General features: G+C 74.0%; 23 protein-coding genes and 1 pseudogene. 12 read left to right on the top strand and 12 right to left on the bottom strand.

The genetic code is table 11. The features are described 5' to 3' along the window. The first annotated feature begins 242 nt into the window (after window positions 1-242). On the top strand, window positions 243-836 hold the full coding sequence (locus tag AB0L34_RS00835; RefSeq protein ID WP_350706942.1) for an FABP family protein: 594 nt from the start codon (window positions 243-245) through the stop codon (window positions 834-836). 26 nt (window positions 837-862) lie between these two features. Here AB0L34_RS00835 and AB0L34_RS00830 read toward each other — a convergent pair whose 3' ends face one another. After that, window positions 863-1,711 (bottom strand): aminotransferase class IV, encoded by an 849-nt coding sequence (locus AB0L34_RS00830; RefSeq protein ID WP_363700774.1) that lies wholly within the window; start codon window positions 1,709-1,711, stop codon window positions 863-865. 148 nt (window positions 1,712-1,859) lie between these two features. Here AB0L34_RS00830 and AB0L34_RS00825 point away from each other — a divergent pair, with 148 nt between their 5' ends. The 4 genes from AB0L34_RS00825 (at window position 1,860) to AB0L34_RS00810 (ending at window position 5,386) form a co-directional block, all read left to right on the top strand. Next, window positions 1,860-2,288 carry a Fur family transcriptional regulator gene (locus tag AB0L34_RS00825; RefSeq protein WP_350706946.1) on the top strand — a complete coding sequence of 143 codons (429 nt, stop codon included), beginning with the start codon at window positions 1,860-1,862 and terminating at the stop codon, window positions 2,286-2,288. After that, window positions 2,285-3,397 (top strand): folate-binding protein, encoded by a 1,113-nt coding sequence (locus AB0L34_RS00820; protein ID WP_363700772.1) that lies wholly within the window; start codon window positions 2,285-2,287, stop codon window positions 3,395-3,397. The genes AB0L34_RS00825 and AB0L34_RS00820 overlap by 4 nt, the downstream gene beginning before the upstream one ends. Window positions 3,398-3,489: 92 nt before the next feature. Next, window positions 3,490-4,332 carry a 3-keto-5-aminohexanoate cleavage protein gene (locus tag AB0L34_RS00815; RefSeq protein WP_363700770.1) on the top strand — a complete coding sequence of 281 codons (843 nt, stop codon included), beginning with the start codon at window positions 3,490-3,492 and terminating at the stop codon, window positions 4,330-4,332. 94 nt (window positions 4,333-4,426) lie between these two features. Continuing rightward, a complete protein-coding gene (locus AB0L34_RS00810; RefSeq protein WP_363700768.1) occupies window positions 4,427-5,386 on the top strand; it encodes an asparaginase in 960 nt (319 codons plus the stop codon). A gap of 84 nt (window positions 5,387-5,470) precedes the next feature. On the opposite strand, the gene AB0L34_RS00805 is transcribed toward AB0L34_RS00810, so the two are convergent. Continuing rightward, complete coding sequence (locus AB0L34_RS00805) at window positions 5,471-6,268, bottom strand: alpha/beta hydrolase (protein ID WP_363700766.1); 798 nt, start codon at window positions 6,266-6,268, stop codon at window positions 5,471-5,473. 113 nt (window positions 6,269-6,381) lie between these two features. On the opposite strand from AB0L34_RS00805, the gene AB0L34_RS00800 reads away from it, so the two are divergent. From AB0L34_RS00800 to AB0L34_RS00780, 5 genes are all read left to right on the top strand, one after another. Then, entirely contained in the window at window positions 6,382-6,987 is a 606-nt protein-coding gene (locus AB0L34_RS00800) for a helix-turn-helix transcriptional regulator (RefSeq protein ID WP_363700764.1), read from the top strand. Continuing rightward, window positions 6,984-7,781 carry a hypothetical protein gene (locus AB0L34_RS00795; RefSeq protein WP_363700762.1) on the top strand — a complete coding sequence of 266 codons (798 nt, stop codon included), beginning with the start codon at window positions 6,984-6,986 and terminating at the stop codon, window positions 7,779-7,781. The genes AB0L34_RS00800 and AB0L34_RS00795 overlap by 4 nt, the downstream gene beginning before the upstream one ends. A 72-nt stretch (window positions 7,782-7,853) precedes the next feature. Next, window positions 7,854-8,168, top strand: a complete 315-nt coding sequence (locus AB0L34_RS00790; RefSeq protein ID WP_363700760.1) for a DUF2516 family protein — start codon at window positions 7,854-7,856, stop codon at window positions 8,166-8,168. Beyond that, window positions 8,165-9,052 carry an alpha/beta hydrolase gene (locus AB0L34_RS00785; RefSeq protein WP_350706961.1) on the top strand — a complete coding sequence of 296 codons (888 nt, stop codon included), beginning with the start codon at window positions 8,165-8,167 and terminating at the stop codon, window positions 9,050-9,052. The genes AB0L34_RS00790 and AB0L34_RS00785 overlap by 4 nt, the downstream gene beginning before the upstream one ends. Before the next feature lie 11 nt (window positions 9,053-9,063). Further along, window positions 9,064-9,801: an alanyl-tRNA editing protein gene (locus AB0L34_RS00780; RefSeq protein WP_350706963.1), complete on the top strand. Its 738-nt coding sequence runs from the start codon at window positions 9,064-9,066 to the stop codon at window positions 9,799-9,801. Window positions 9,802-9,846: 45 nt separating this feature from the next. Here AB0L34_RS00780 and AB0L34_RS00775 read toward each other — a convergent pair whose 3' ends face one another. Both AB0L34_RS00775 and AB0L34_RS00770 read right to left on the bottom strand, forming a co-directional pair. Further along, window positions 9,847-10,749 (bottom strand): GNAT family N-acetyltransferase, encoded by a 903-nt coding sequence (locus AB0L34_RS00775; protein WP_363700758.1) that lies wholly within the window; start codon window positions 10,747-10,749, stop codon window positions 9,847-9,849. A gap of 307 nt (window positions 10,750-11,056) precedes the next feature. Beyond that, a complete protein-coding gene (locus AB0L34_RS00770) occupies window positions 11,057-11,752 on the bottom strand; it encodes a nucleotidyltransferase domain-containing protein (RefSeq protein ID WP_363700913.1) in 696 nt (231 codons plus the stop codon). A 77-nt stretch (window positions 11,753-11,829) separates the two neighbouring features. On the opposite strand from AB0L34_RS00770, the gene AB0L34_RS00765 reads away from it, so the two are divergent. Beyond that, window positions 11,830-12,744 (top strand): SDR family oxidoreductase, encoded by a 915-nt coding sequence (locus AB0L34_RS00765; RefSeq protein ID WP_363700756.1) that lies wholly within the window; start codon window positions 11,830-11,832, stop codon window positions 12,742-12,744. On the opposite strand, the gene AB0L34_RS00760 is transcribed toward AB0L34_RS00765, so the two are convergent. Further along, on the bottom strand, window positions 12,735-13,757 hold the full coding sequence (locus AB0L34_RS00760) for a YafY family protein (protein WP_363700754.1): 1,023 nt from the start codon (window positions 13,755-13,757) through the stop codon (window positions 12,735-12,737). The genes AB0L34_RS00765 and AB0L34_RS00760 overlap by 10 nt on opposite strands. Window positions 13,758-13,831: 74 nt before the next feature. Between AB0L34_RS00760 and AB0L34_RS00755 the strand changes: the two genes are divergently transcribed. Next, window positions 13,832-14,623, top strand: a complete 792-nt coding sequence (locus tag AB0L34_RS00755; protein WP_363700752.1) for an EI24 domain-containing protein — start codon at window positions 13,832-13,834, stop codon at window positions 14,621-14,623. 37 nt (window positions 14,624-14,660) lie between these two features. Here AB0L34_RS00755 and AB0L34_RS00750 read toward each other — a convergent pair. From AB0L34_RS00750 to AB0L34_RS00720, 7 genes and pseudogenes are all read right to left on the bottom strand, one after another. Then, window positions 14,661-14,792, bottom strand: a pseudogene (locus AB0L34_RS00750) (GNAT family N-acetyltransferase); the annotation flags it as partial. 22 nt (window positions 14,793-14,814) lie between these two features. After that, window positions 14,815-15,228, bottom strand: coding sequence for a RidA family protein (locus AB0L34_RS00745; RefSeq protein ID WP_363700750.1), 414 nt, complete (start codon window positions 15,226-15,228; stop codon window positions 14,815-14,817). 55 nt (window positions 15,229-15,283) lie between these two features. Further along, window positions 15,284-16,291 carry a LacI family DNA-binding transcriptional regulator gene (locus AB0L34_RS00740; RefSeq protein ID WP_350706977.1) on the bottom strand — a complete coding sequence of 336 codons (1,008 nt, stop codon included), beginning with the start codon at window positions 16,289-16,291 and terminating at the stop codon, window positions 15,284-15,286. A gap of 19 nt (window positions 16,292-16,310) precedes the next feature. Continuing rightward, complete coding sequence (locus tag AB0L34_RS00735) at window positions 16,311-17,690, bottom strand: GH1 family beta-glucosidase (RefSeq protein WP_357457519.1); 1,380 nt, start codon at window positions 17,688-17,690, stop codon at window positions 16,311-16,313. Next, on the bottom strand, window positions 17,687-18,520 hold the full coding sequence (locus tag AB0L34_RS00730) for a carbohydrate ABC transporter permease (RefSeq protein ID WP_363700747.1): 834 nt from the start codon (window positions 18,518-18,520) through the stop codon (window positions 17,687-17,689). Before AB0L34_RS00730 ends, AB0L34_RS00735 begins: the two co-directional genes overlap by 4 nt. Beyond that, window positions 18,517-19,530: a sugar ABC transporter permease gene (locus AB0L34_RS00725; protein WP_363700746.1), complete on the bottom strand. Its 1,014-nt coding sequence runs from the start codon at window positions 19,528-19,530 to the stop codon at window positions 18,517-18,519. The genes AB0L34_RS00730 and AB0L34_RS00725 overlap by 4 nt, the downstream gene beginning before the upstream one ends. Window positions 19,531-19,606: 76 nt before the next feature. Next, window positions 19,607-20,911 (bottom strand): extracellular solute-binding protein, encoded by a 1,305-nt coding sequence (locus AB0L34_RS00720; protein WP_363700744.1) that lies wholly within the window; start codon window positions 20,909-20,911, stop codon window positions 19,607-19,609. Window positions 20,912-21,078: the final 167 nt, after the last annotated feature.

Here is a 21,078-nt window from a genome sequence, read left to right as displayed (position 1 = left end):
AGCGCGAGGAGTGAGCCGGTTTTGCGAGCCCCGCAGTCGCGAACGAAGGTGGCACGGTGAGCGCGAGGAGTGAGCCGGTTTTGCGAGCCCCGCAGTCGCGAACGAAGGTGGCACGGTGAGCGCGAGGAGTGAGCCGGTTTTGCGAGCCCCGCAGCCGCGAACGAAGGTGGCACGGTGAGCGCGAGGAGTGAGCCGGTCTTGCGAGCCCCGCAGCCGCGAACGAGGAGAGGCGGAGTGAACCGGTGAGCGACGAGAACCCCCTGCAGCCGCCGCCGTGGCTGAACGCGCCGCCGGTCGACCCGTACCCCTACGAGGAGAGCCACGACCTGCGGGTCGGACCGAAGCTGCACCCGTCGCTGGACGGCCTGCTGCCGTACGTCGGGGTGTGGCGCGGCCGTGGCCGGGGCGGCTTCCCCACGATCGAGGACTTCGACTACGCCCAGGAGATCCGGATCAGCCACGACGGCCGGCCGTTCCTGTTCTACGAGTCGCGCGCCTGGATCCTGGACGAGCAGAGCCGGCCGGTCCGCCCGGCGGGCCGTGAGGTCGGCTGGTGGCGGCCGGTGATGGACGGCGAGCGGGTCACCGACGAGCTGGAAGCGCTGATGACCACGCCGACCGGGGTCATGGAGCTGCACATCGGCAAGCGCAAGGGCACCCAGCTCGAGTTCGTGACCGACGCGGTGGTCCGGACGGCGACCGCCAAGGAGGTCACCGCCGGTCACCGCCTCTTCGGCATCGTCGAGGGCGCGCTGCTCTACGCCCAGGAGATGGCCGCCGTCGGCCACGGCCTCTCGCCGCATCTCTCCGCCCGCCTCACCCGCGTGGCCGGCTGACCCGCCCGACCCGTCCCCCTCCCCGGTCAGGGGAGGGGGAAGCCCAGCAGGGCCTGGAGGGCCGGCGTGTGCGGGGAGCGGCGCAGCGGGACGGCGTCCAGGGTGCGGACCTCCGCCAGGCCACGGACGGACGAGGTGAGCCAGACGCCGTCGGCGGAGTGCAACTCGGCCGGGGTGACGAGGCGCTCGTCGGCCCGCAGGCCCAGTTCGTGGGCGTGGGCGAGGAGCCAGGCGGCGGTCACGCCCGGCAGCACGCCCGTCTCGGCGGCGGGCACGGTGCGGAGGGTGTCGCCGGCCAGCCAGACCAGGTTGGCGGTCGGGCCCTCCAGGGCGTACCCGTCGGAGGAGACCCAGAGCGCGTCGTCCACCCCGCTGCGGGCCGCCCAGCGGCGGGCGGCGGTGCTCACCGCGTACGACGTCGACTTGACCCCGGCGGGCAGCCAGTCGAGTGCGGCGCGGGCCCGCGCCGCGACGCCGAGCGGCAGGGTGGCGACGGTGATCCCGTCCCGACGGGCCGCCCGGGTCGCCGCCGGCACCTCGCCCAGCGTGGCGTGGACGCTCGGCGGGCCGCCGCCCTCCGGGCCCCGGGTGCAGACCAGCCGCAGCGCGCCCTCGACCTCGGCCGGCCAGCCGGCGCTCACGGTCTCCAGCAGGCCGACCAGCACGTCGGTGGGGGGCAGGGGGAGCTCGACGGCCGTCGCCGCCCGGGCCAGCCGGGCCAGGTGGGCGTCGCGCAGCCACGGCCGCCCGCCCCGCAGGTGCATGGTCTCGAAGAGCCCGTCGCCGTGCAGCACACCCCGGTCGTCGCCGCGCAGCACCGGCTCCCCGGGCGGCACCAGCCCGCGCCCGGGCACGGCGATCCTCGACGCCACCATGACCGCCGAGCGTAGCGGCGGGCCTGCGCACCGCTGCCGCCCGGTGCGGGGAGGCCGTCGCCCGCCCGCCGCCGTCACCGGTGGCGCGGGAACTCGACGGGCCGTTCGACCCGGCGGCCGGGGCGGCCGGGCGAACTATGATCGGACGGTGTCCGAATCCTCCCTCGCGGAAATGCTCCGCGCCCGTGGGCTGCGGCTGACGGCGCAGCGGCAACTGGTCCTCCAGGCCGTGCTCGACCTGGGGCACGCCACCCCGGAGCAGGTGCACACGGCCGTCCGGGAGGTGGCCGCGGGGGTCAACATCACCACCATCTACCGCACGCTGGAGCTGCTGGAACGGCTCGGCCTGGTCACCCACACCCACCTCTCGCACGGCTCGCCGACCTACCACGCGGCCGGCGAGGACCAGCACGTCCACCTTGTCTGCCGGGAGTGCGGCGCGATCGACGAGATCGATCCGGAGCTGCTGCGCCCGCTGGCCGACCGGTTGGCGCAGCAGCGCGGGTTCCGGGTGGACATCGGCCACGTCTCCCTCTTCGGCGTCTGCGACCGCTGCGAGAACGGGGACCGGAAATGATCGACATCGCGGGCGCGGTGAGCGTCGAGAGCATCGACGAGGCCAGCCGGGACCAGCCCGAGCCGGCGCACGTGGCGGCCGGCGTCCGGGGGGTGGCCGCGCACTACGGCGACCCGATGCGTGAGCAGCGCACCCTCGAGACCGCGGTCGGTCTGGTCGACCGCTCGCACCGGGGCGTCGTCGCGGTGCCGGGCGAGGAGCGGATCGGCTGGCTGCACACCCTCACCACCCAGCACCTGGCGCAGCTCGCCGCCGGTCAGGGCACCGAGCTGCTGGTGCTCTCGCCGCACGGGCACGTCGAGCAGCACGCCATGGTGGCCGAGGACGGCGTCACCACCTGGCTCGACACCGAGCCGGGCGCCACCACCGGCCTGCTGTCCTACCTGGAGAAGATGCGGTTCTTCAGCCGGGTCGAGCCGCGCGACGCGACCGGCGAGCACGCGCTGCTCTCGCTGGTCGGGCCGGAGGCCCCCGCCGCGGTGGAGACGCTCGGCGTGACCGGGCTGGCGGCACCCGACGTGGTCGCGGTGCCCGGCCCGAAGTTCCGCTCCGGCGAGGTGCCGCCCCGGCCGACCGCGCTGTACGACGTCAGGCCGCTCCCGGTCGGCGGGTGGGCGCGACGCGGCCCGCTGGGCGTGGACCTGCTCGTGCCCCGGGCCGCGATGGAACAGGTGGTCACCCAGCTGCGCGGCAACGGGGTGCCGGTGGCCGGGCTGTGGGCGTACGAGGCGGTGCGGGTGGCCGCCCGGCGGGCCCGGGTCGGGGTGGACACCGACCACCGGACGATCCCGGCCGAGGTGGACCTGGTCGCCCCCGCCGTGCACCTCGACAAGGGCTGCTACCGGGGCCAGGAGACCGTGGCCCGGGTGCACAACATGGGCCGGCCGCCGCGTCGGCTCGTCCTGCTGCACCTGGACGGGGTCACCACCGACCAGCCGCCGGTCGCCGGGACGCCGGTGACCCTCGACGGCCGGGCGGTCGGCTTCGTCGGCACCGCCGTGCACCACCACGAGCTGGGCCAGGTCGCCCTGGCCGTGGTCAAGCGCAACGTCGCCGACGACGCCCGCCTGCTCGTCGGCGAGACCGCCGCCGCGATCGATCCGGCCTAGCGCTCCGACGGCGAAAGAATCTCTCCTTCGCGGCGCCGAGGCCGGAAAAGTTCCGGTCGACTGGCTCCCTGACCTCGGTCTAGGATCCGGGCATGACGACAGGGACGTTGATCACGGTTGCCCCCACCGGCGCGGAGTCGGCCAAGGCGGAGGTGCCGGCGCTGCCGGTGACGCTCGACGAGCTGCTGCTCACCGCGAAGGAGTGCGAGGCGCTCGGCGCCGCCGTGATCCACGTCCACATCCGCGACGACGAGGCGAAGCCGACCCTGGACCAGGGGCGGCTGCGGGAGACCGTGGCGGCGCTGCGGGAGAGCACCGACCTGATCGTGCAGCTCTCCTCCGGCGGCGCGGTGACCGACCCGGAGGCCGACCGGCTCGCCGTGCTCGACGCGGGGCCCGACATGGCCTCCTGCACGATGGGCACGCTCAACTTCGGCGACGACGTCTTCCTCAACCGCTGGGAGTTCATCGTCGACCTGCACACCCGGATGCAGGAGCGCGGCATCGTCCCGGAGTACGAGATCTTCGACCTCGGCCACCTGACGGCCCTGCAGCGCCTGCTCGGCAAGTACGGCCTGCCGGCCGGCGGGCACGTGCACGTCGACTTCGTGATGGGCGTGCCGGGCGGCATGCCGGGCACCACCTCGACGCTGGTCGCCGCCCACCAGGCGCTGCGCGACCTGCCCGAGGGCACGACCTTCTCGGCCACCGGCATCGGCCGCAGCACCATTCCGGTCATGCTGGCGTCGCTCTCGGCCGGCGGGCACCTGCGCGTCGGCATGGAGGACACGGTGACCTACGCCAAGGGCCGCCCGGTGGAGTCCAACATGCAGCTCGTCGCCCGGGCGGTCGGCTTCGCCCAGCTCGCCCAGCGGCCGCCGCTGACCACCGCCGAGGCGCGCGGGCTGCTCGGCGTGCCGGCCGCCGGGCGGTAAGCGGCGGGTCGGCCGGCACTCCTGTACGCCCGGGCGTCGACTGCCTGGTCACCCGCCCGTCGGGGGTGGCCGGGCGGTCGGTACCGTCCACACCGTGGGAAAGACGTACGAGGGCGGCGTGCCGCTCGCCGAGGTGGTCCGGTCCGGGTTCGTCGAGGGCGTGCACCGGGGTTCGGTGGTGGTGCTCGACGCCGACGGCGCGCCGGTGGCCGGTGCCGGGGACGTGACCTCCCCGGTCTTCCCGCGCTCGTCCAACAAGCCGATGCAGGCGGTCGGGATGTTCCGCGCCGGGCTGGCGCTGACCGACCCGGCGGACGTGGCGCTGGTCGCGGCCAGCCACGCCGGGGAGGACTTCCACCTGGCCCGGGTCGGCGCGCTGCTGGCCGGCGCGGGGCTGGACGAGTCGGCCCTGCACTGCCCGCCGGAACTGCCGGTGGGCGAGGACGCGCGGGCCGCCGTGCTGCGCGCCGGCGGCGGTCCCACCCGTACGCAGATGAACTGCTCCGGCAAGCACAGCGGGATGCTGCTGACCTGCCTGGCGGCCGGCTGGCCGCTCGACGGGTACTGGCGCCCGGAGCACCCGTTGCAGCAGCGGCTCCGCGACGCGGTCGAGGAGTTCACCGGTGAGCGGGCGGCGGCGGTCGGGGTGGACGGCTGCGGCGCTCCCGTGCTCGCGGTGTCGCTGACCGGCCTGGCCGGGGCGTACCTCCGGCTGGTGTCGGCGGAGCCCGGCTCCGTGCCCCGGACGGTGGCCGACGCGATGCGCACCCACCCGGAGATCGTCGGCGGCACGCAGGCCGACGACACCCGGCTGATGCGCGGCGTCCCCGGGCTGCTCGCCAAGGTGGGCGCCGAGGGCGTCATCGCAGTCGCGGTGCCCGGGACCGGCGCGGTCGCCCTCAAGATCGACGATGGTGCGGGCCGGGCGCGGATGCCGGTGCTGGTCTCCGCCCTGCGCCGCCTCGGCCTGGACGCCCCGGTGCTGGCCGAGTACGCCGAGGTGCCCCTCTTCGGCGGCGGCCTCCCGGTCGGCGCCGTACGCCCCGTCTGGTAGCCGCCGCCGCGGCGCCCCGGCCGGCGACGCCGAGGCGGTCAGCGCGCCGACGGCCCGGCGCCGGGCGCCGGGCCGGGTCGGGCGTCAGGGCAGGAAGTCGAGCAGGGCGGCGTTGACCGGGGCGGGACGCTCCAGCGGCAGCAGGTGGGCCGCGTCCGGCACGTCGGGCAGGCGGGTCGCGCCCGGCGCCTCGGCCGCGATCCGGTCGGCGAGCCGGTTGATGTCGGGTACGTCCGCGGCGCCGGCGGTGACCAGGACCGGCACCCGCAGCTCGCCGAGACGCCCGATCGCGGGCGGGTCGAGTTCGGCGACGTCCACCGCGCTGAGGGCCTGCTCGGCGGCGAGCGCCCGCTGGTCCATCTCGACGGCGAACGCGACCAGCTCCGGGTCGACGTCCTCCGGGCGGCGTCCGGGGCCGACCACCCAGAACCGCACCTCACCGGCGGCGCTGGCGGCGAAGTCCTCCGGGTCGACCTCGCCCACCAGGGTGTCCCAGAGGCCGTTCGCCTCCTCGGACCACTCGTGTCCGGAGACGGCGCTGCCGAGCAGGGCGAGCGCGGTCACCCGGTCGGGGTGGGCCAGCGCGGTGTCGATGGCGACCGCGCCGCCGAACGAGCAGCCGACCAGGGCGGCCCGGGGGAGGTCGAGCGCGTCGAGCAGCCCCGCCACGTCGTCGTGGTGGGCGAACGGGGCGGGTGGCAGCTCCGAGTCGCCGTAGCCGCGCAGGTCCAGGGCGATCACCCGGTGCCGCTCGGCCAGCGGGCCGATCTGTTCCCGCCACATCCGGCGGTCCGCGATCCCCGCGTGCAGCAGGACGACGGGGGTGCCGCTGCCGGTGTCGTCGTACGCGAGCACCGCGCCGTTCACCTCGATCTTGGTCATCGCAGGAAGGTACGCAAGTGACGATCGGGCACGCAACTTGCATATGTGAGACCTCGCTAACTCTGGTTAGCACTTTGCTTGCAAGAGTTAGCAAGGCGGGCTACCGTCGGGGTATGGCCACTGGTAAAGACCTTCCCGACGTCGGCGGGTTCATTCGCGACCTGCGCCGCAACGCGAAGATCTCGCTCCGACAGCTCGCCGAGCAGGCGGGGGTCAGCAACCCGTACCTCAGTCAGATCGAGCGCGGCCTGCGCAAGCCGAGCGCGGAGGTGCTCCAGCAGCTCGCCAGCGCGCTGCGGGTCTCCACCCCGGCGATGTACCTGCGCGCCGGGCTGCTCGACGACAAGGAGGGCCAGGGCGTGCTCGCGGCCATCGCGGTCGACCCCGACCTGACGATGGCGCAGAAGCAGTCGCTCACCCAGATCTACGAGACGTTCCGGCGGGAGAACGCGCGGCTCGCCGAGGCGACCGCGGCGGCCGCCGGCGCCACGCCGGACGGTGCCGCCCCGGGCGCGCCCGAGGCCGCCGAGGCGCCGGACCTGGCCAACCTCGCCGCCACCGGACCCACCACGGCGGAGGGCACCCCGACCGAGGCCGTCCTCGAGTCGGTCGCCGTCACCGAGGCCGGCCCCGCCCCCGCTCCGACCGACACCCCCGCGAAGAAGGCCGCCCGCAGGGCGGTCCCGAAGGCCGCCGACGCGGCCGAAGAGGAGAAGTGATGACCCAGCCGAAGACCCACCGCATCCCGGCCCCGATCTACGCCGCCGCCGGCGCGGGCGAGCTGGCCCTCCAGCAGCTCCGCAAGCTTCCCGCCGTGGTGACCGAGGTCGTCGCCGACCTGGGCGGCAAGGCCGTCGTGACCGGCTTCGAGCTGCGGCAGAAGGCCAACGACACGCTGCGCACGGCGAACCTGACCGCCAGCGGCCTGCGCGAGAAGGCCGCCTCGTCCGACCTCGACCTGAAGCGCCTCCGCGAGGCGGCCGACCTCGACAAGCTGCGCGAGGTCGCGGACCTCGACAAGCTCCGCGAGGTCGCCGACCTGGACAAGCTGCGCGAGGTGGCGACCCGTAACGCCGCCGTGGTGGTCGCCGGCGCCCAGGCCGCGCAGGAGCGGGCGCAGGCCGCGTACGTCGCGCTGGTCGCCCGGGGCGAGCGGGTCGTCGGCGCCGGCGTGCTGGAGGCCGCCGAGACCGTGAACGCCGACATCGAGGCCACCGAGGCCGAGGTCGAGCGGGCCGGGACCGCCGCGAAGCCGGCCGCGACGACGTCGGCCGCCCCGACCGCCGTCGAGGTGCCGGCGCCGACCGCCCCGACCGCCGCCGAGGTGCCGACGCCGGCCGACGTGGCCGAGGTCGTGGAGGCCAAGCCGGCCGCCGCCAAGAAGGCGACCCGGGCGCCCCGGGCCACCAAGACCGCCACCAAGACCGCCACCAAGGCCGCCGCCAAGCCGGCCGCCACGCCGTCGGCGAAGCTGCCCCGGGCCACCAAGCGGACCCGCCCGGCCGCCGAGTGACCTGATGCTCCACCGGACCCCGGACAACGTCTTGTCGGACGTTTCCGGGGTCGCCGGCATAAGCTTGCCGTCATGGCCCACGCCGCGCCGCTCTTCGCCTTCGAAGTCCGCTACGTGATCGAGCTGATCCTGCTCGTGTTCGCGTTGATCGTGCAGGGCGTCGCCCTGGTGCACGCCATCACCCAGCGCTCCGACGCCTTCACCGCCATCGGCACCCTGCCCAAGGGCGGCTGGGTCGCCATCCTGGCCGTCTGCCTGGTGCTGACCCTGCTCGGCTTCGGCCCGATCAGCCTCTTCGGCCTGATCGGCATCGCGGCGGGCCTCATCTACCTGCTCGACGTCCGGGTCGGCCTGCGCGACCTGAGCGACGGCAGAGGGTCCTGGTGAGAGGTTTCCGCTGGCCGCCCCCGCCGGACGGCGGACCCCGCACCTGGGGGCCCGGCCCCGGTGCCCCGCGCACCGGCAGGCCGGCCCTGCCCGAGCCGGAGACCGAGCTGGTCGCCACGCCGCACGGCGTACGGCTGGAGCAACTCGTCACCGGGGCGGGCGACCCGACCACCGTGTTCGCCCACGGGCTGGGCAACGGCATCGCCACCACCCGGCCGTTCGGCAGCGGGGTGACCGGCCGCAAGCTCTTCTTCCAGTTCCGCGGGCACGGCCGCTCCGACGCGCCGCCCGGCCCGTGGAGCTACCTGGACCTCGCCCGCGACCTGCGCGCGGTCGCCGACCTGGGCGGCGCCACCCGGGCCTTCGGCGCCAGCCTCGGCGCGGGTGCGCTCTGCCGGCTGCTCGCCGAGAGCCCCGAACGCTTCGAGCGGCTGGTCTTCTTCCTGCCGGCGGTGCTGGACCGGCCGCGCGGCGAGGTCGCCCGATCCCGGCTGACCGAGCTGTTCGACGCCGTGGAGAGCGGGGACGCCTCCGCCGTCGCCGACGTGGTCCAGGCGGAGCTGCCGCCGGCGGTGCGCAACACCCCGGCCGGCTGGGCCTACCTGCGCCAGCGGCTCGACCAGCTCCTCCGCGACGGGCTCGCCCCCGGGCTCGCCAGCCTGCCCGAGCAGGCGCCGCTGCGCGACGCCGGGTCGCTGGCCGCGGTCACCGCGCCCGCCCTGGTGATCGGCTGCGCCGGCGACGACCTGCACCCGGCCGAGGTCGCCGAGCAGCTCGCGGCCGCGCTGCCCCGGGCCACCCTGCACGTGTACGACCGGCCCGGCGTCCTCTGGACCGAACGCGCCGACCTGCGCAGCCGGATATCCGCCTTCCTCAACGAGTAAGGTGCCCTGACATGGGTGTCACACACCACGGTCGTACGCACCGGTTGGACCTCGCCGATCCGACGCTGCGGGAGTGGGAGTGCACCGTGCTGCACGCCGACCCGGAGCAGGGCATCGTGCTGGACCGGTCGGCGTTCTACCCGGGCGGTGGCGGACAGCCGCCGGACCACGGCGTACTGCTCTGGCAGGGGGTGCAGACCCGGATTGTCGGCACCCGCAAGGGCGACGACCTCTGGCTGATCCCGGCCGAGGGCGACCCGCTGCCGCCGGCCGGCACCGCGGTGACCGGTGCTGTCGAGGACGAGCGGCGCACCCGCCTGATGCGGACCCACTCCGGGCTGCACGTGCTCTGCGGAGTGGTGTTCCGCGACTTCGGCGCGCTCGTCACCGGCGGCAACATGGAGCCGGGCGAGGCCCGGATGGACTTCAACCTGCCCGAGGTGCCGCCCGACTTCAAGAGCCGCATCGAGGAGCTGGTCAACGCCGAGGTGGCCGCCGACCGGGCGGTCGCCGTGCGGGTGCTGCCCCGGGCCGAGGCGCTCGCCCTGCCGGACATCATCCGGACCCAGTCCAACCTGATCCCGCCGGACGAGCAGGAGGTCCGGATCGTCGACATCGTCGGGCTGGACGTCCAGGCCGACGGCGGCACGCACGTCGCCTCCACCGCCCAGATCGGCAAGGTGCAGGTGGTCAAGGTGGAGAGCAAGGGCCGCGCCAACCGCCGCGTCCGCGTACGGCTGACCGATTGACCCGGCGGCTCCCGGCGCCGGACACCGACGCCGGGAGCCGAGCCGTCACACCAGGTCGATCCGTTCCCGCTCGATCGGGTAGCCCGCCCTGGCGAAGGTGGCGGCCATCGGGTGGTTCGTCTGGTCGGTGGCCGCCACGATCTCCTTCACCCCCGCCTCGACCAGCAGGTTGGTGGCCTCGACCAGCAGGTCGTACGCGTACCCGTGCCCGCGCTGCTCGGGCACCACGCCGACGAAGCCGACGATCGGGTCGCTGTGGTTGCGGGCCGGCACGGTGACGCCGACCAGTTCGCCCTCGGGCGTCCAGGCCAGCCGCCACCAGTCGCGCGGGCTCGGCAGCCAGCGCAACAGGTCGAGTTCCTCCTGCGCCGCCGCGTCCGGCCCGTGCTCGGCGGCGGTGTGCCGGGCGTGCGCGTCGAGGCTCTCCTCGCCCACCCGGCGCAGCACGTCGAGGATCACGGCGTCGTCCGGCTCCGGTCGGAACTCCAGCCGGCCGGGACGGGCGGGCAGCCCGCACTCCGGCGTCCAGCGGTAGCGGTACCGCTCGACGAGCACCGACATGCCGGCTGCCGTCGCGGCGTCGATCCGGGCCTCGACCTGGGCGCGGACTGCCGGGTCGTCCCGCCAGCCGGGCGGCACCGAGAGCGAGTACTCGGCCCGCAGCGGCGCGGTCCGGAGCAGCCGGACCGCCGCCTCCCGGTCGGTGAAGTCGAACCAGTCGAGGGCCAGCGGCGCGACGTCGTCCGGCCCGCCCCACCAGGCGGCGCGGGCCACCACCACGTCGCCGCGCAGGGCCACCCAGCTCCACTCGGGACGGTACTGGCCGTCGGCGGCCATGTCGGGGTAGTTCTCGCCGAACGCGGCGCGGCCCACCAGCCCGGGGTCGGGCAGCGAGTCGAACAGTTCTTCCTCGCCCACGGTGAGCGGGCGGATGACCAGGTCGGTCATGGGGATCCTTCCGGGTGCGACGTGCTCCCGGGTCAGGACCGTGGCGTCCTCGCGGCCGGGTGGGAGCACAGCGATGTCGTGATGGACACGGTGCCCACCTCCCTTCCAAGATCGAGGACGCCGGAGCAGACTAACAGCCCGCTCCGGCCGGCCCAACCGCATTGCGGCCCGGTCCGGCGGACGGCCGGATCCTCGGTGCGGCGGGGTCTCCGGCGGGCTCAGCGCGGGGCGCCGTGGTCGGCCAACTGCGCAGACCCGCCCTGCCGTGCCCTGTCGAGCTGCCCCACCCGGGGAGCGGGGGCGCGGCTCAGGGCGCGGTCAGCCCGGGCGGCAGGTGGGCGGCGCGGACGTCGAGCAGCCAGCGTTCCACGGTGGCCTCGTCGGGGCGGTCCGGCAGCGGGGAGCGGGCGCGGTCGAAGTCGCGTTCCGCCTCGGCGAGCAGCGCGCGCGCCTCCTCCAGTTCGCCGTCGGCCACCCGGTCGCCGAATGCCCGGAACCACCCGGGGTCGGCGAGCCGGATCTCCAGCACGCCGGTCGTGTAGAGCAGCCGGCCCTGGTGCACCAGCCGGGCCAGGTGCCGGGCGTGCTTGGCGGTCCGCCGCCGCGTGTCGGCCGAGAACGTGCCGTCGCCCCGGGACTCCAGTTTGCGGAACTGCTGGCCGGCGTAGCCGAGGTAGGCGTCGCGGACGCGGGGCGCGCTGAGGAACGCCGACCGGATGGCGATCAACCGGTCGCCGAACTCCGTCCGGGTCTCGTAGCAGTCGTCGGGCAGCCAGGCCAGCTCGGTGGCGGTCGGGTTGCCGCTCAACGCGAGCCGGCACCACTTCGCGGCCTCGTGCAGGGTCGTGTCGGGGTCGGTGGTCACCACCGACTCGCGGGGCGGGCGTAGGCCGTGGAACGCGACGGTGGGCGCGGCGAAGACGCCGATCCGGTCGACGTCGGAGCCAGGACCGGCCAGCCCGTACGCGACCGAGCCGACGATGCCGGAGAGCAGCAGGTGCATGCGGGCGAGCATGACGCACCACACCCGATGCGCGAAACCGGACTTCCGCTGTCAGGTATCGCTGACAGGCTCGCCGCATGACGACACCGCTGACAGGGAAGATCGCGCTCGTCGCCGGGGCGACACGGGGCGCCGGCCGGCAGATCGCCGTCCAGTTGGGCGCGGCCGGCGCCACCGTCTACGCGACCGGCCGCAGCAGCCGGGCCGGCCGCTCCGAGATGGACCGGCCGGAGACCATCGAGGAGACCGCCGAGCTGGTCACGGCGGCCGGCGGCACCGGCATCGCCGTCCGGGTCGACCACCTCGTGCCCGAGCAGGTCCGCGACCTGGTCGCGCGGATCGACGCCGAGCAGGGCCGGCTCGACGTGCTGGTGAACGACATCTGGGGCGGCGACCCGCTGATCACCTGGGAGAAGCCGGTCTGGGAGCAGCCGCTGGACGCCGGCTTCCGCACCCTGCGGCTGGCGATCGACACGCACATCATCACCAGCCACTTCGCCCTGCCGCTGCTGATCCGCCGCCCCGGCGGCCTCGTGGTGGAGGTCGGCGACGGCACCAGGGAGTACAACGACGCCAACTACCGGCTCTCGGTCTTCTACGACCTCGCCAAGATCTCGGTGAACCGGCTCGCGGCGACTTGGGCGCACGAGGTGGCGCCGCACGGGTGCACCGCCGTCGCGCTGACCCCGGGCTGGCTCCGGTCGGAGTCGATGCTGGAGCTCTTCGGCGTCACCGAGGAGAACTGGCGGGACGCCCTGGACAAGCAGCCGCACTTCGCCATCTCGGAATCGCCGGCGTTCGTCGGGCGCGCGGTGGCCGCCCTGGCCGCCGACGAGGACCGGGCCCGCTGGAACGGACGGTCCGTGTCCAGCGGCGAACTGGCCAAGGTGTACGGCTTCACCGACGTCGACGGCAGCCGCCCGGACGCCTGGCGGTACATAGTCGAGGTGCAGGACCCGGGCAAGCCGGCCGACGTCACCGGCTACCGCTGACCGTCGGCGTCGGTCCGCGCCGTCCCGGGCGCATGCGGAGGCCGCGTCGCGTAGAGCGCGGCGGCGCGGGACGTGGCCTCGGCCAGTCGCGCCCGCAGCTCCGGCGGGTCGAGCACCTCGACCTCCGGCCCCAACCCCAGCAACTGGCTGTACGCCACGTCGACGGACTCGACGGGCAGCCGGGTCGTCACCCAGCCCTGCCCGTCGGGCCCGTCGGCGGCGGCGACCGCCTCGTCGTACGCGAAGGGGGCGTCGGCCAGGTGCCGGAGCTGGCGCAGGCCGGCGGGGCTCAGCCGGACGGTGACTCGGTCCCGCAGCATGCCCCGGAGGAACGCCTCGGCCTGCTCCCGCCAGTACCGGGCCAGGTCGAAGCCCTCGTCCCGGTCGAACGTCTCCCCGCGCACCGCGACGTCGGTGACCCGGTCCACCCGGTACGTGCGCACGTCGTCGCCGACCCGGCCGACGAGATACCAGACGCCGTTCTTGAGCACGAGCCCGTACGGCCACACGGCCCGCGTCACCTCGCGGTCGCCGCGCCGGTAGCGCAGCTCGACCACCCGGTCCCGCCAGACCGCCCCGGCCAGCTCGGTCAGCCACGGCGGCGGCCCCACCTCCCGGAACCAGCCCGGCACGTCGAGGTGGAACCGCTGCCCGGTGCGGGCCGGCGCGTCGCGCAGCGCCGGCGGCAGCGCGGCCAGCACCTTCAACTCGGCCGAGGCCACCGCGTCGGCGAGCCCCATGTCGCCGGCCGGCCCGCGCAGTCCGGCCAGGAAGAGCGCCTCCGCCTCGTCCCGGGTCAGCCCGGTCAACCGGGTCCGGTAGCCGCCGAGCAGCCGGTAGCCGCCGGCCCGGCCCCGGTCGGAGTAGACCGGCACCCCGGCGGCGGAGAGCGCCAGCACGTCCCGGTAGACCGTCCGCTCGGACACCTCCAACTCCCGCGCCAGCTCGGCCGCGGTCATCGTCTCCCGCGCCTGGAGCAGCAACACCAACGAGATCAACCGGGCCGCCCGCACCCGTCCATCCTGCCCCGATGCCGTACGGCCGCTGTCGGGGCGTCGGCCGACGGCGACCACTAGGCTCTGCGGTCGTGAACGCACCCCGTATCGCCGCGCCCGTGACCGGCGCCGTCGGCCGGTTCTTCACCGGCGTGGGCCTGCTCCTGCGCGGCCTCGGCCTCTACGTCCGCAGCCCCGGGCTGATGCTGCTCGGCATCGTGCCGGCGCTGATCTCCGGTGTGCTCTTCGTGGCCGCGTTCGCCACCCTGGCGTACTTCGTCGACGACCTGGCCGCGCTGGTCACGCCGTTCGCCGACGACTGGTCGGCCACCTGGCGCAACCTGGTCCGGGTGGTCGCCGGGCTGGCCTTCCTCGGCATCGGCGGCCTGCTCGCGGTGGTCAGCTTCACCGCGGTCACCCTGGTCATCGGCGACCCGTTCTACGAGAAGATCTCCGAACGGGTCGAGGAGCGCCTCGGCGGCACGCCCGGCGCGGTCGACGTGCCGTTCTGGCCGTCGCTGCGGCGCAGCCTCGCCGACTCGGTACGGCTGGTGGGCCTCTCGGTGCTGTTCGGCATCCCGCTCTTCGCCGCCGGGTTCGTCCCGGTGGTCGGCCAGACCGTGGTGCCGGTGATCGGCGCGGCGGTCGGCGGCTGGCTGCTCGCCGTGGAACTGGTCGGCGCCCCCTTCTACCGGCGCGGGATGCGGCTGCCGGAGCGCCGGTCGATCCTCAAGGCGGACCGGCCGACCACGCTCGGCTTCGGGGTGGCGGTCTTCGTCTGCTTCCTGATTCCGCTCGGCGCGGTGCTGGTCATGCCGGCCGCCGTCGCCGGGGCGACCCTGCTGGCCCGCCGCTCGCTCGGCCAGCCCATCACGGCGGGCTGATCCACCGGCGGGGCCGTCAGGACAGCGCCCCCGGTGCGCCGGTGTAGTCCGACCACATCCGGTCGCCGTCCCGCTTGACGAGGCTGAACGCCACCACCTCGCCGCCGGCCTCGGCCGCCGTGCTGGCCGCGCGGTCCAGGCCCAGGTTGTCCCAGACCTCGGAGCGCCAGCGGGCGGTCCGGACCCGCACGTCAGGCCGCTCCGCGTACGGCGGCGACGGCCTCGACCTCGACGAGCTGGTCGGTGTAGCCGAGCACGGCCACCCCGAGCAGGGTGCTGGGCGGCTCGTGGTCGCCGAACGCGTCCCGGACCACCTCCCACACGGCCACCAGGTCGGCCTGGCGGGACGACGCCACGTAGACGGTGGTCTTGACGACGTCGGTGAGCCGGGCGTCGGCCGCCGCGAGGGCGGTCTCCAGGTTGGCCATCACCTGCCGGGCCTGGCCGACCGGGTCGCCCGGCGCGACGGTCCGTCCCTCGGCGTCGAGCGGGCAGGCGCCGGCGGTGAAGACGAGCCGGGCCGGCGGCTCGACCGTGGCCGCGTACGCGTACTCGGCGACGTCGGAGAGGGCGGGCACGGGGATCAGCCGGGTCGGTGAGGTCACGGCGGCGACGCTACCGCCGGACCCCGGGCGGCTCGACCGGATATCCGCCGACCGGTCAGGCCGACTCGCGGACCACCAGCTCGGTGGGGAGCACCACGGCCCGCTCGATCGCCTCGCCGGCGGCCAGCCGCAGCAGCAGCCGGGTCATCCGCCGGCCGAGCTCCACGATCGGCTGGCGGACGGTGGTCAGCGGGGGCTCGGTGTACGCGGCCGTCTCGATGTCGTCGAAGCCGATCACCGCCACGTCGTCCGGCACCCGCCGCCCCGCCTCGCGCAGCGCCCGCAGGGCGGCGTGCGCCATCAGGTCGGAGGCGGCGAAGACCGCGTCCAGGTCGGGGTGCTCGGCGAGGAGCTGCCGCATCGCCGTCGTCCCGGACTCGCGGGTGAAGTCGCCGGTCGCCACCAGCTCCGGCAGCCCGGCCTCGGCGACCGTGTTCCGGTAGCCGGTGAGCCGCTCGATGCCGGCCACCATGTCCTGCGGGCCGGCGATGGTGGCGATCCGCCGGCGACCGCCCGCGATCAGGTGCCGGACCGCCGTGGTCACCCCGCCGACATGGTCGACGTCGACGTACGGAACGTCGGCGCCGTCGAGCGGGCGACCGCTGCACACCACCGGGATGCCCAGCCGGGCGAGCCGGCCGGGCAGCGGGTCCTCGCCGTGCAGCGAGGCGAAGAGCACCCCGTCCACGTGCCGCCCGGTGGTGTAGCGCTCCACCCGGTCGTGCCCGGCCGGCGAGCCGGCCAGCATCAGCACGAGCTGCTTGTCGGCGGCCTCCAGCTCCTGGGCGGCGCCCCGGATGATCCCCGGGAACACCTGGTCGTCGGAGAAGACCCGGGTGGCGGCCTCCGGCAGCACCAGGGCGACCGAGTCGGTCCGCTGGGTGACCAGGCTGCGGGCGGCCAGGTTCGGCACGTACCCCAGCTCGGCCACCGCCCGGCGGACCGCCTCCTGGATCGGCTCGGCGACGGTCGTGGAGCCGTTCACCACCCGGGAGACGGTCGCCCGCGAGACCCCCGCCCGCCGGGCCACCGCCTCCAGTGTCGGCCGCTGCGCCGTCGTCATCCCCGTTACCACCGCCTCGTCACAGCCCGTTCCGGGAGATCACCTCCTGGTACCACCGGGCGCTGGACTTCGGTGTGCGGCGCTGGGTCAGGTAGTCGACGTGGATGATCCCGAACCGTCGGCGGTAACCCTCGGCCCACTCGAAGTTGTCCAACAACGACCATACGAGATAGCCCCGCAGGTCCACCCCTCGGGAGATCGCCTCGTGCGCGGCGCGCAGGTGCCCGTCGAGGTAGGCGATCCGGTCGGCGTCGACCACCTGCCCGGCGCCGTCGGGGGCGTCGGCGCCGGCCTTGTCGGGAAACGCGGCGCCGTTCTCGGTGACCATCAGCGGCACGCCGGGGTAGTCGGTGGCGAGCCGCTCCAGCAGCCGGGTCAGCCCGGCCGGCTCGATCATCCAGCCCATGTCGGTCAGCGGCCCGACCGGCGGCAGGAACTCGACGGCGCCGTCGGTGCCCGGGTACGCGCTGCCGCCCGCGCCGTCCGGCCGGCCGGCGACGTAGGTGGGCGCGTAGTAGTTGACCCCGAGCAGGTCGATCGGGGCGGCGATCAGCTTCTCGTCGCCGTCCCGGACGAACGTCGGCTCGACGATCCGGGCCACGTGCTCCAGCACGTCCTCCGGGTAGGCCGCCCGCAGCAGCGGGTCGAGGAAGATCCGGTTGTGCAGGCCGTCCACCAGGCGGACCGCCGCCGCGTCGGCGGCGCTGTCGGGGTCGGCGGGGCGCACGTCGGCCGGGTTGAGGGTGATCCCGACGGTCTCCGCGCCGGCCGCGCGCAGCGCGCGGGCCGCCAGGCCGTGCCCGAGCAGCAGATGGTGTACGGCGGCGAAGGCCGCGCCCGGGTCCCGCCCGCCGGGGGCGTGCACCCCGTTGCCGTAGCCCAGGTACGCCGAGCACCACGGCTCGTTGAGCGTGGTCCAGGTGCGTACCCGGTCGCCGAGCCGGGCGTGCACCGCCGTGGCGTACGTGGCGAGGTGCTCGGCGGTCTCCCGGTTGGTCCAGCCGCCCCGGTCCTGGAGGGTCTGCGGCAGGTCCCAGTGGTAGAGCGTGACGATCGGGTCGATGCCCCGGTCCAGCAGCGAGTCCGTGAGCCGGTCGTAGAAGTCCAGGCCGCGCGGGTTGACCGGGCCGGTGCCGTCGGGCTGGATCCGCGGCCAGGCTACCGAGAAGCGGTACGCCCGCAGCCCCAGCTCCGCCATCAGCGCCACGTCGTCGGCGTACCGGTGATAGTGGTCGCAGGCCACGTCGCCGGTGTGCCCCTGGTGGACCTTGCCCGGCGTACGGCTGAAGGTGTCCCAGATCGACGGGCCGCGACCGTCGGCGGTGGCCGCGCCCTCGATCTGGTACGCGGCGGTCGCCGCGCCCCAGACGAAGTTCTCGGGGAATCGCAGAGTGCTCACGCCTTGACCGCACCTTCCATGATGCCGCCGATGATCTGGCGGCCGAACAGGACGAAGACCAGGAGCAGCGGAAGGGTGGCGATGGCCGTCCCCGTGAACACCTGGGACATGTCGGTGTAGTACCCGTCGGAGAGGGTGCGCAACGCGAGCTGCACGGTCGGGTTCTCCGGATCGTTGAGGACGGCGTACGGCCAGAGGAAGTCGTTCCAGGTCGTCATGAAGGTGAGCAGCCCGAGCACGGCGGCGGCCGGGCGCAGCGCCGGCAGCACCACGTTCCAGTAGATCCGCGCGGTGTTGCAGCCGTCCACCCGGGCCGCCTCGATCAGCTCGTTGCTGACGGCCTGGCCGGCGTACTGCCGCATCATGAACACCCCGAAGCCGGTGACCAGGGCCGGTACGATCACCGCCGGCAGCCGGTCGTTCCAGTTCAGCCTGGTCATCAGCAGGTAGAGCGGGATGACGCCGAGCTGGGTGGGCACCATCATCGTCGCGATGATCACCATGAGCAGCGCGTTGCGGCCCCGGAACCGCAGCTTGGCGAAGGCGAACCCGGCCAGCGTGGAGAAGAAGACCACCGAGACGGTGACCGTGGTCGCCACGATCGCCGAGTTGACCAGGCCGGTGACGAAGTACGCGTCGGTGTTGCCGAGCAGGCGGGAGGCGTTCGCGCCGAGGTTGCCGCCGGGGGTGACCGGGGGCGGGAGCTGGCCCATCGCGTCGTTGGAGCGGCTCGCCACCACGAACATCCAGTAGATCGGGAAGACCGAGAGAACCGCGGCGGCGATCAGCGCGGCGTAGGTGAGCCGGCTGGCGGCCCAGAGGCGGGTCATCGGGGTCCTTCCTTCGGCCTCGCGTCCACCTTCGGGGGCCGCGCGCCCTCGCCGAGCCGGCGCAGGAGCAGCACGTTGACCGCCGCGACGACCGCGATCAGCGCGAAGAGCAGCCACGCCACCGCCGAGCCGTACCCGAAGTTGTAGTGGGGCGCGAAGGCGTTCTCGAACATGTACATGGTCACGGTCTGCGACTCCCGCAGCGGTCCGCCGCGGATCGGGTTGGTCCCGGAGTGGAAGAGCCGGGGCTCGGTGAAGAGTTGGAGCCCGCCGATGGTGGAGATGATGACGGTGAAGATGATCGTCGGCTTGAGCAGCGGCACGGTGATCGACCAGAACTGCCGGGCCCGGCCGGCGCCGTCGATGGCGGCCGACTCGTACAGGTCGCGCGGGACGGCCTGCATCGCGGCCAGGAAGATCAGCGCGTTGTAGCCGGTCCACCGCCAGTCGACCATCGCCGAGATGGCCACCCAGGACGCGAACCTGTTCGACTTCCACTCGACGGCGTCGATCCCGACCAGGTCGAGCAGCCAGTTGACCATGCCGAACTCGCGGCCGAAGAGCACCCCGAAGACGATCGCGACGGCGGCGGTCGAGGTGATGTTGGGGATCAGCACCGCCATCCGGAACGTCGTCCGGGCCCGCAACCGCCGGTTGAGCAGGTTGGCCAGCCAGAGCGCGGCCAGCAGCTGCGGGACGGTGGAGATGACGAAGATGCCGAGGGTGTTGACCACCGCGTGCCAGAAGTCGGTGTCCGCCAGCAGTCGGCTGTAGTTGTCGAGGCCGACGAACGGGTGGTCGCTGCCGAGCAGGTCCCAGTCGTGCAGCGAGACCCAGAACGTGTAGGCCAGCGGGTAGACCCCGAACACCGCGAAGAGCACGAAGAACGGGGCGATGAACAGGTAGGGCGAGAACCTCGTGTCGAGGCGGCTGAGCCGCGTCCCCGGCGTACGCCGGCCGGTGCGGGGCGCCGGCGCCACCGGCGGGCGCGCGTCGAGCTGGGCGGTCATGCCCGAACCACTCCTTTCCCGGGTGCGGGCGGGACCGGCACCCCCGGCGCCCACCCGCCCGCACTCCCGGCTCGGGCTACTTGGCGGCGGCCTTCTTCGCGTTGTTCACCGCGTCCGTCCAGCCCTGTTCGGGGCTGCGCTGACCGAGTTCGACCGTGCGGACGGCGTTCTCGACCTCGGTGCGGACGGCCTGGTTCTTCGGCCCCATGTAGACCGGCTTGAGGGTCTTGGCGCCCTCGCCGAAGATCTGACCGACCGGGGCGTCCGAGAAGTACGCGTTCCTGGCGTCGACGATCGCCGGGTCGGCCAGCGCCTGCGGCGAGGAGGGCAGCGGGCCCTTGGCCTTGAACGCCCCGATCTGGCCCTTGGCGCTGGTCAGGAACTTCGCCAGCTCGATCGCCTCGGCGCGGTGCCTGCTCTGGGCGGGCACGGCGAGCCACGACCCGCCCCAGTTGCCGCCGTTGCCGGGCACCCGGGCGATGTCCCACTTGCCCCTGGCCTCGGCGCCCGCGTTGCCCTCGATGACGCCGGTCATCCAGGCCGGGCAGGCGATGGTGGCGAACTTGGCCTGCTTGAAGGCCGAGACCCACTCCTCGGACCAGGAGCCGTACCTGCCGGACAGCCCGGAGTCGACGATGTCCATCGTGGTGTCCCAGGCCTGCCGGACCGCGGGGTTGCTGTCCACCACCAGGTTGCCGGCGGTGTCGTAGTAGTGGTAGCCCTGCGCGTTGCCCGCCGTCTGGAGCACGATGGTGTTGAAGATGTTGGTCGCGGCGTCCAGGAACGAGGCGCCGGTGTTCTTCGCCTTGAACTGCTCGCCGACCTTGATGTAGTCCTGCCAGGTCGGCCAGAGCTTCGACACCTCGTCGCGTTCGGTGGGCAAGCCGGCCTTGGCGAACAGGTCCTTGCGGTAGCACATCGCCATGCCGCCGACGTCGGTGCCCAGGCCGATCAGCTTGCCGTCCTGGGTCATCCCGCCCTTCCACTTCCACTCCAGGAAGTTGCCCTGGAGTTCGGCCCCGCCGTGGTCGAGCAGGTTGACGAAGTTGTCGGGGTTGGCCTTGTACTCGACCATCAACCCCTCTTCGATGGCGACGACGTCGCCCGCGCCCTTGCCGGCGGCGAGCCACTGGGTCAGCTTCGGCGAGTAGTCGTCGAGGTTGGTGCCGGTGCCCCGCTCGACGATCTTCACGCCGGGGTGGCTGGCCATGTACTCCTTGTAGAGCTCCTCGTAGCCGAACTGGCTGAACACGTCGACCGTCAGCGTGATCTGGCCGTCGTCGGCGGGTTCGTCGCCGCCGGCGCAGCCGGCGGTGGCGAACAGCGCGGTGGCGGCGACGAGAGCCACCGCCGCCAGGCGGCGGCGCGGAAAGACACCCATATCTGTCGGACCCCTCTCAGGTCGTCTGAGGTGGTGAGGCAGGTGGCGGAGCGGAGCTGAGAGAGCGCTCTCACGACAGGGTGGTGCCTGGTGGGGGCGGTGTCAAGAGAGCGCTCTCAATACCGTGCGGAGACCGCCGCCGCCGGGCCGGCCACGGATCCGGGCGG

The organism is Micromonospora sp. NPDC052213 (assembly GCF_040679695.1).
In the GTDB taxonomy this organism is placed as follows: Bacteria; Actinomycetota; Actinomycetes; order Mycobacteriales; family Micromonosporaceae; genus Micromonospora.
This window is presented reverse-complemented; position numbering and strand designations above follow the sequence as displayed.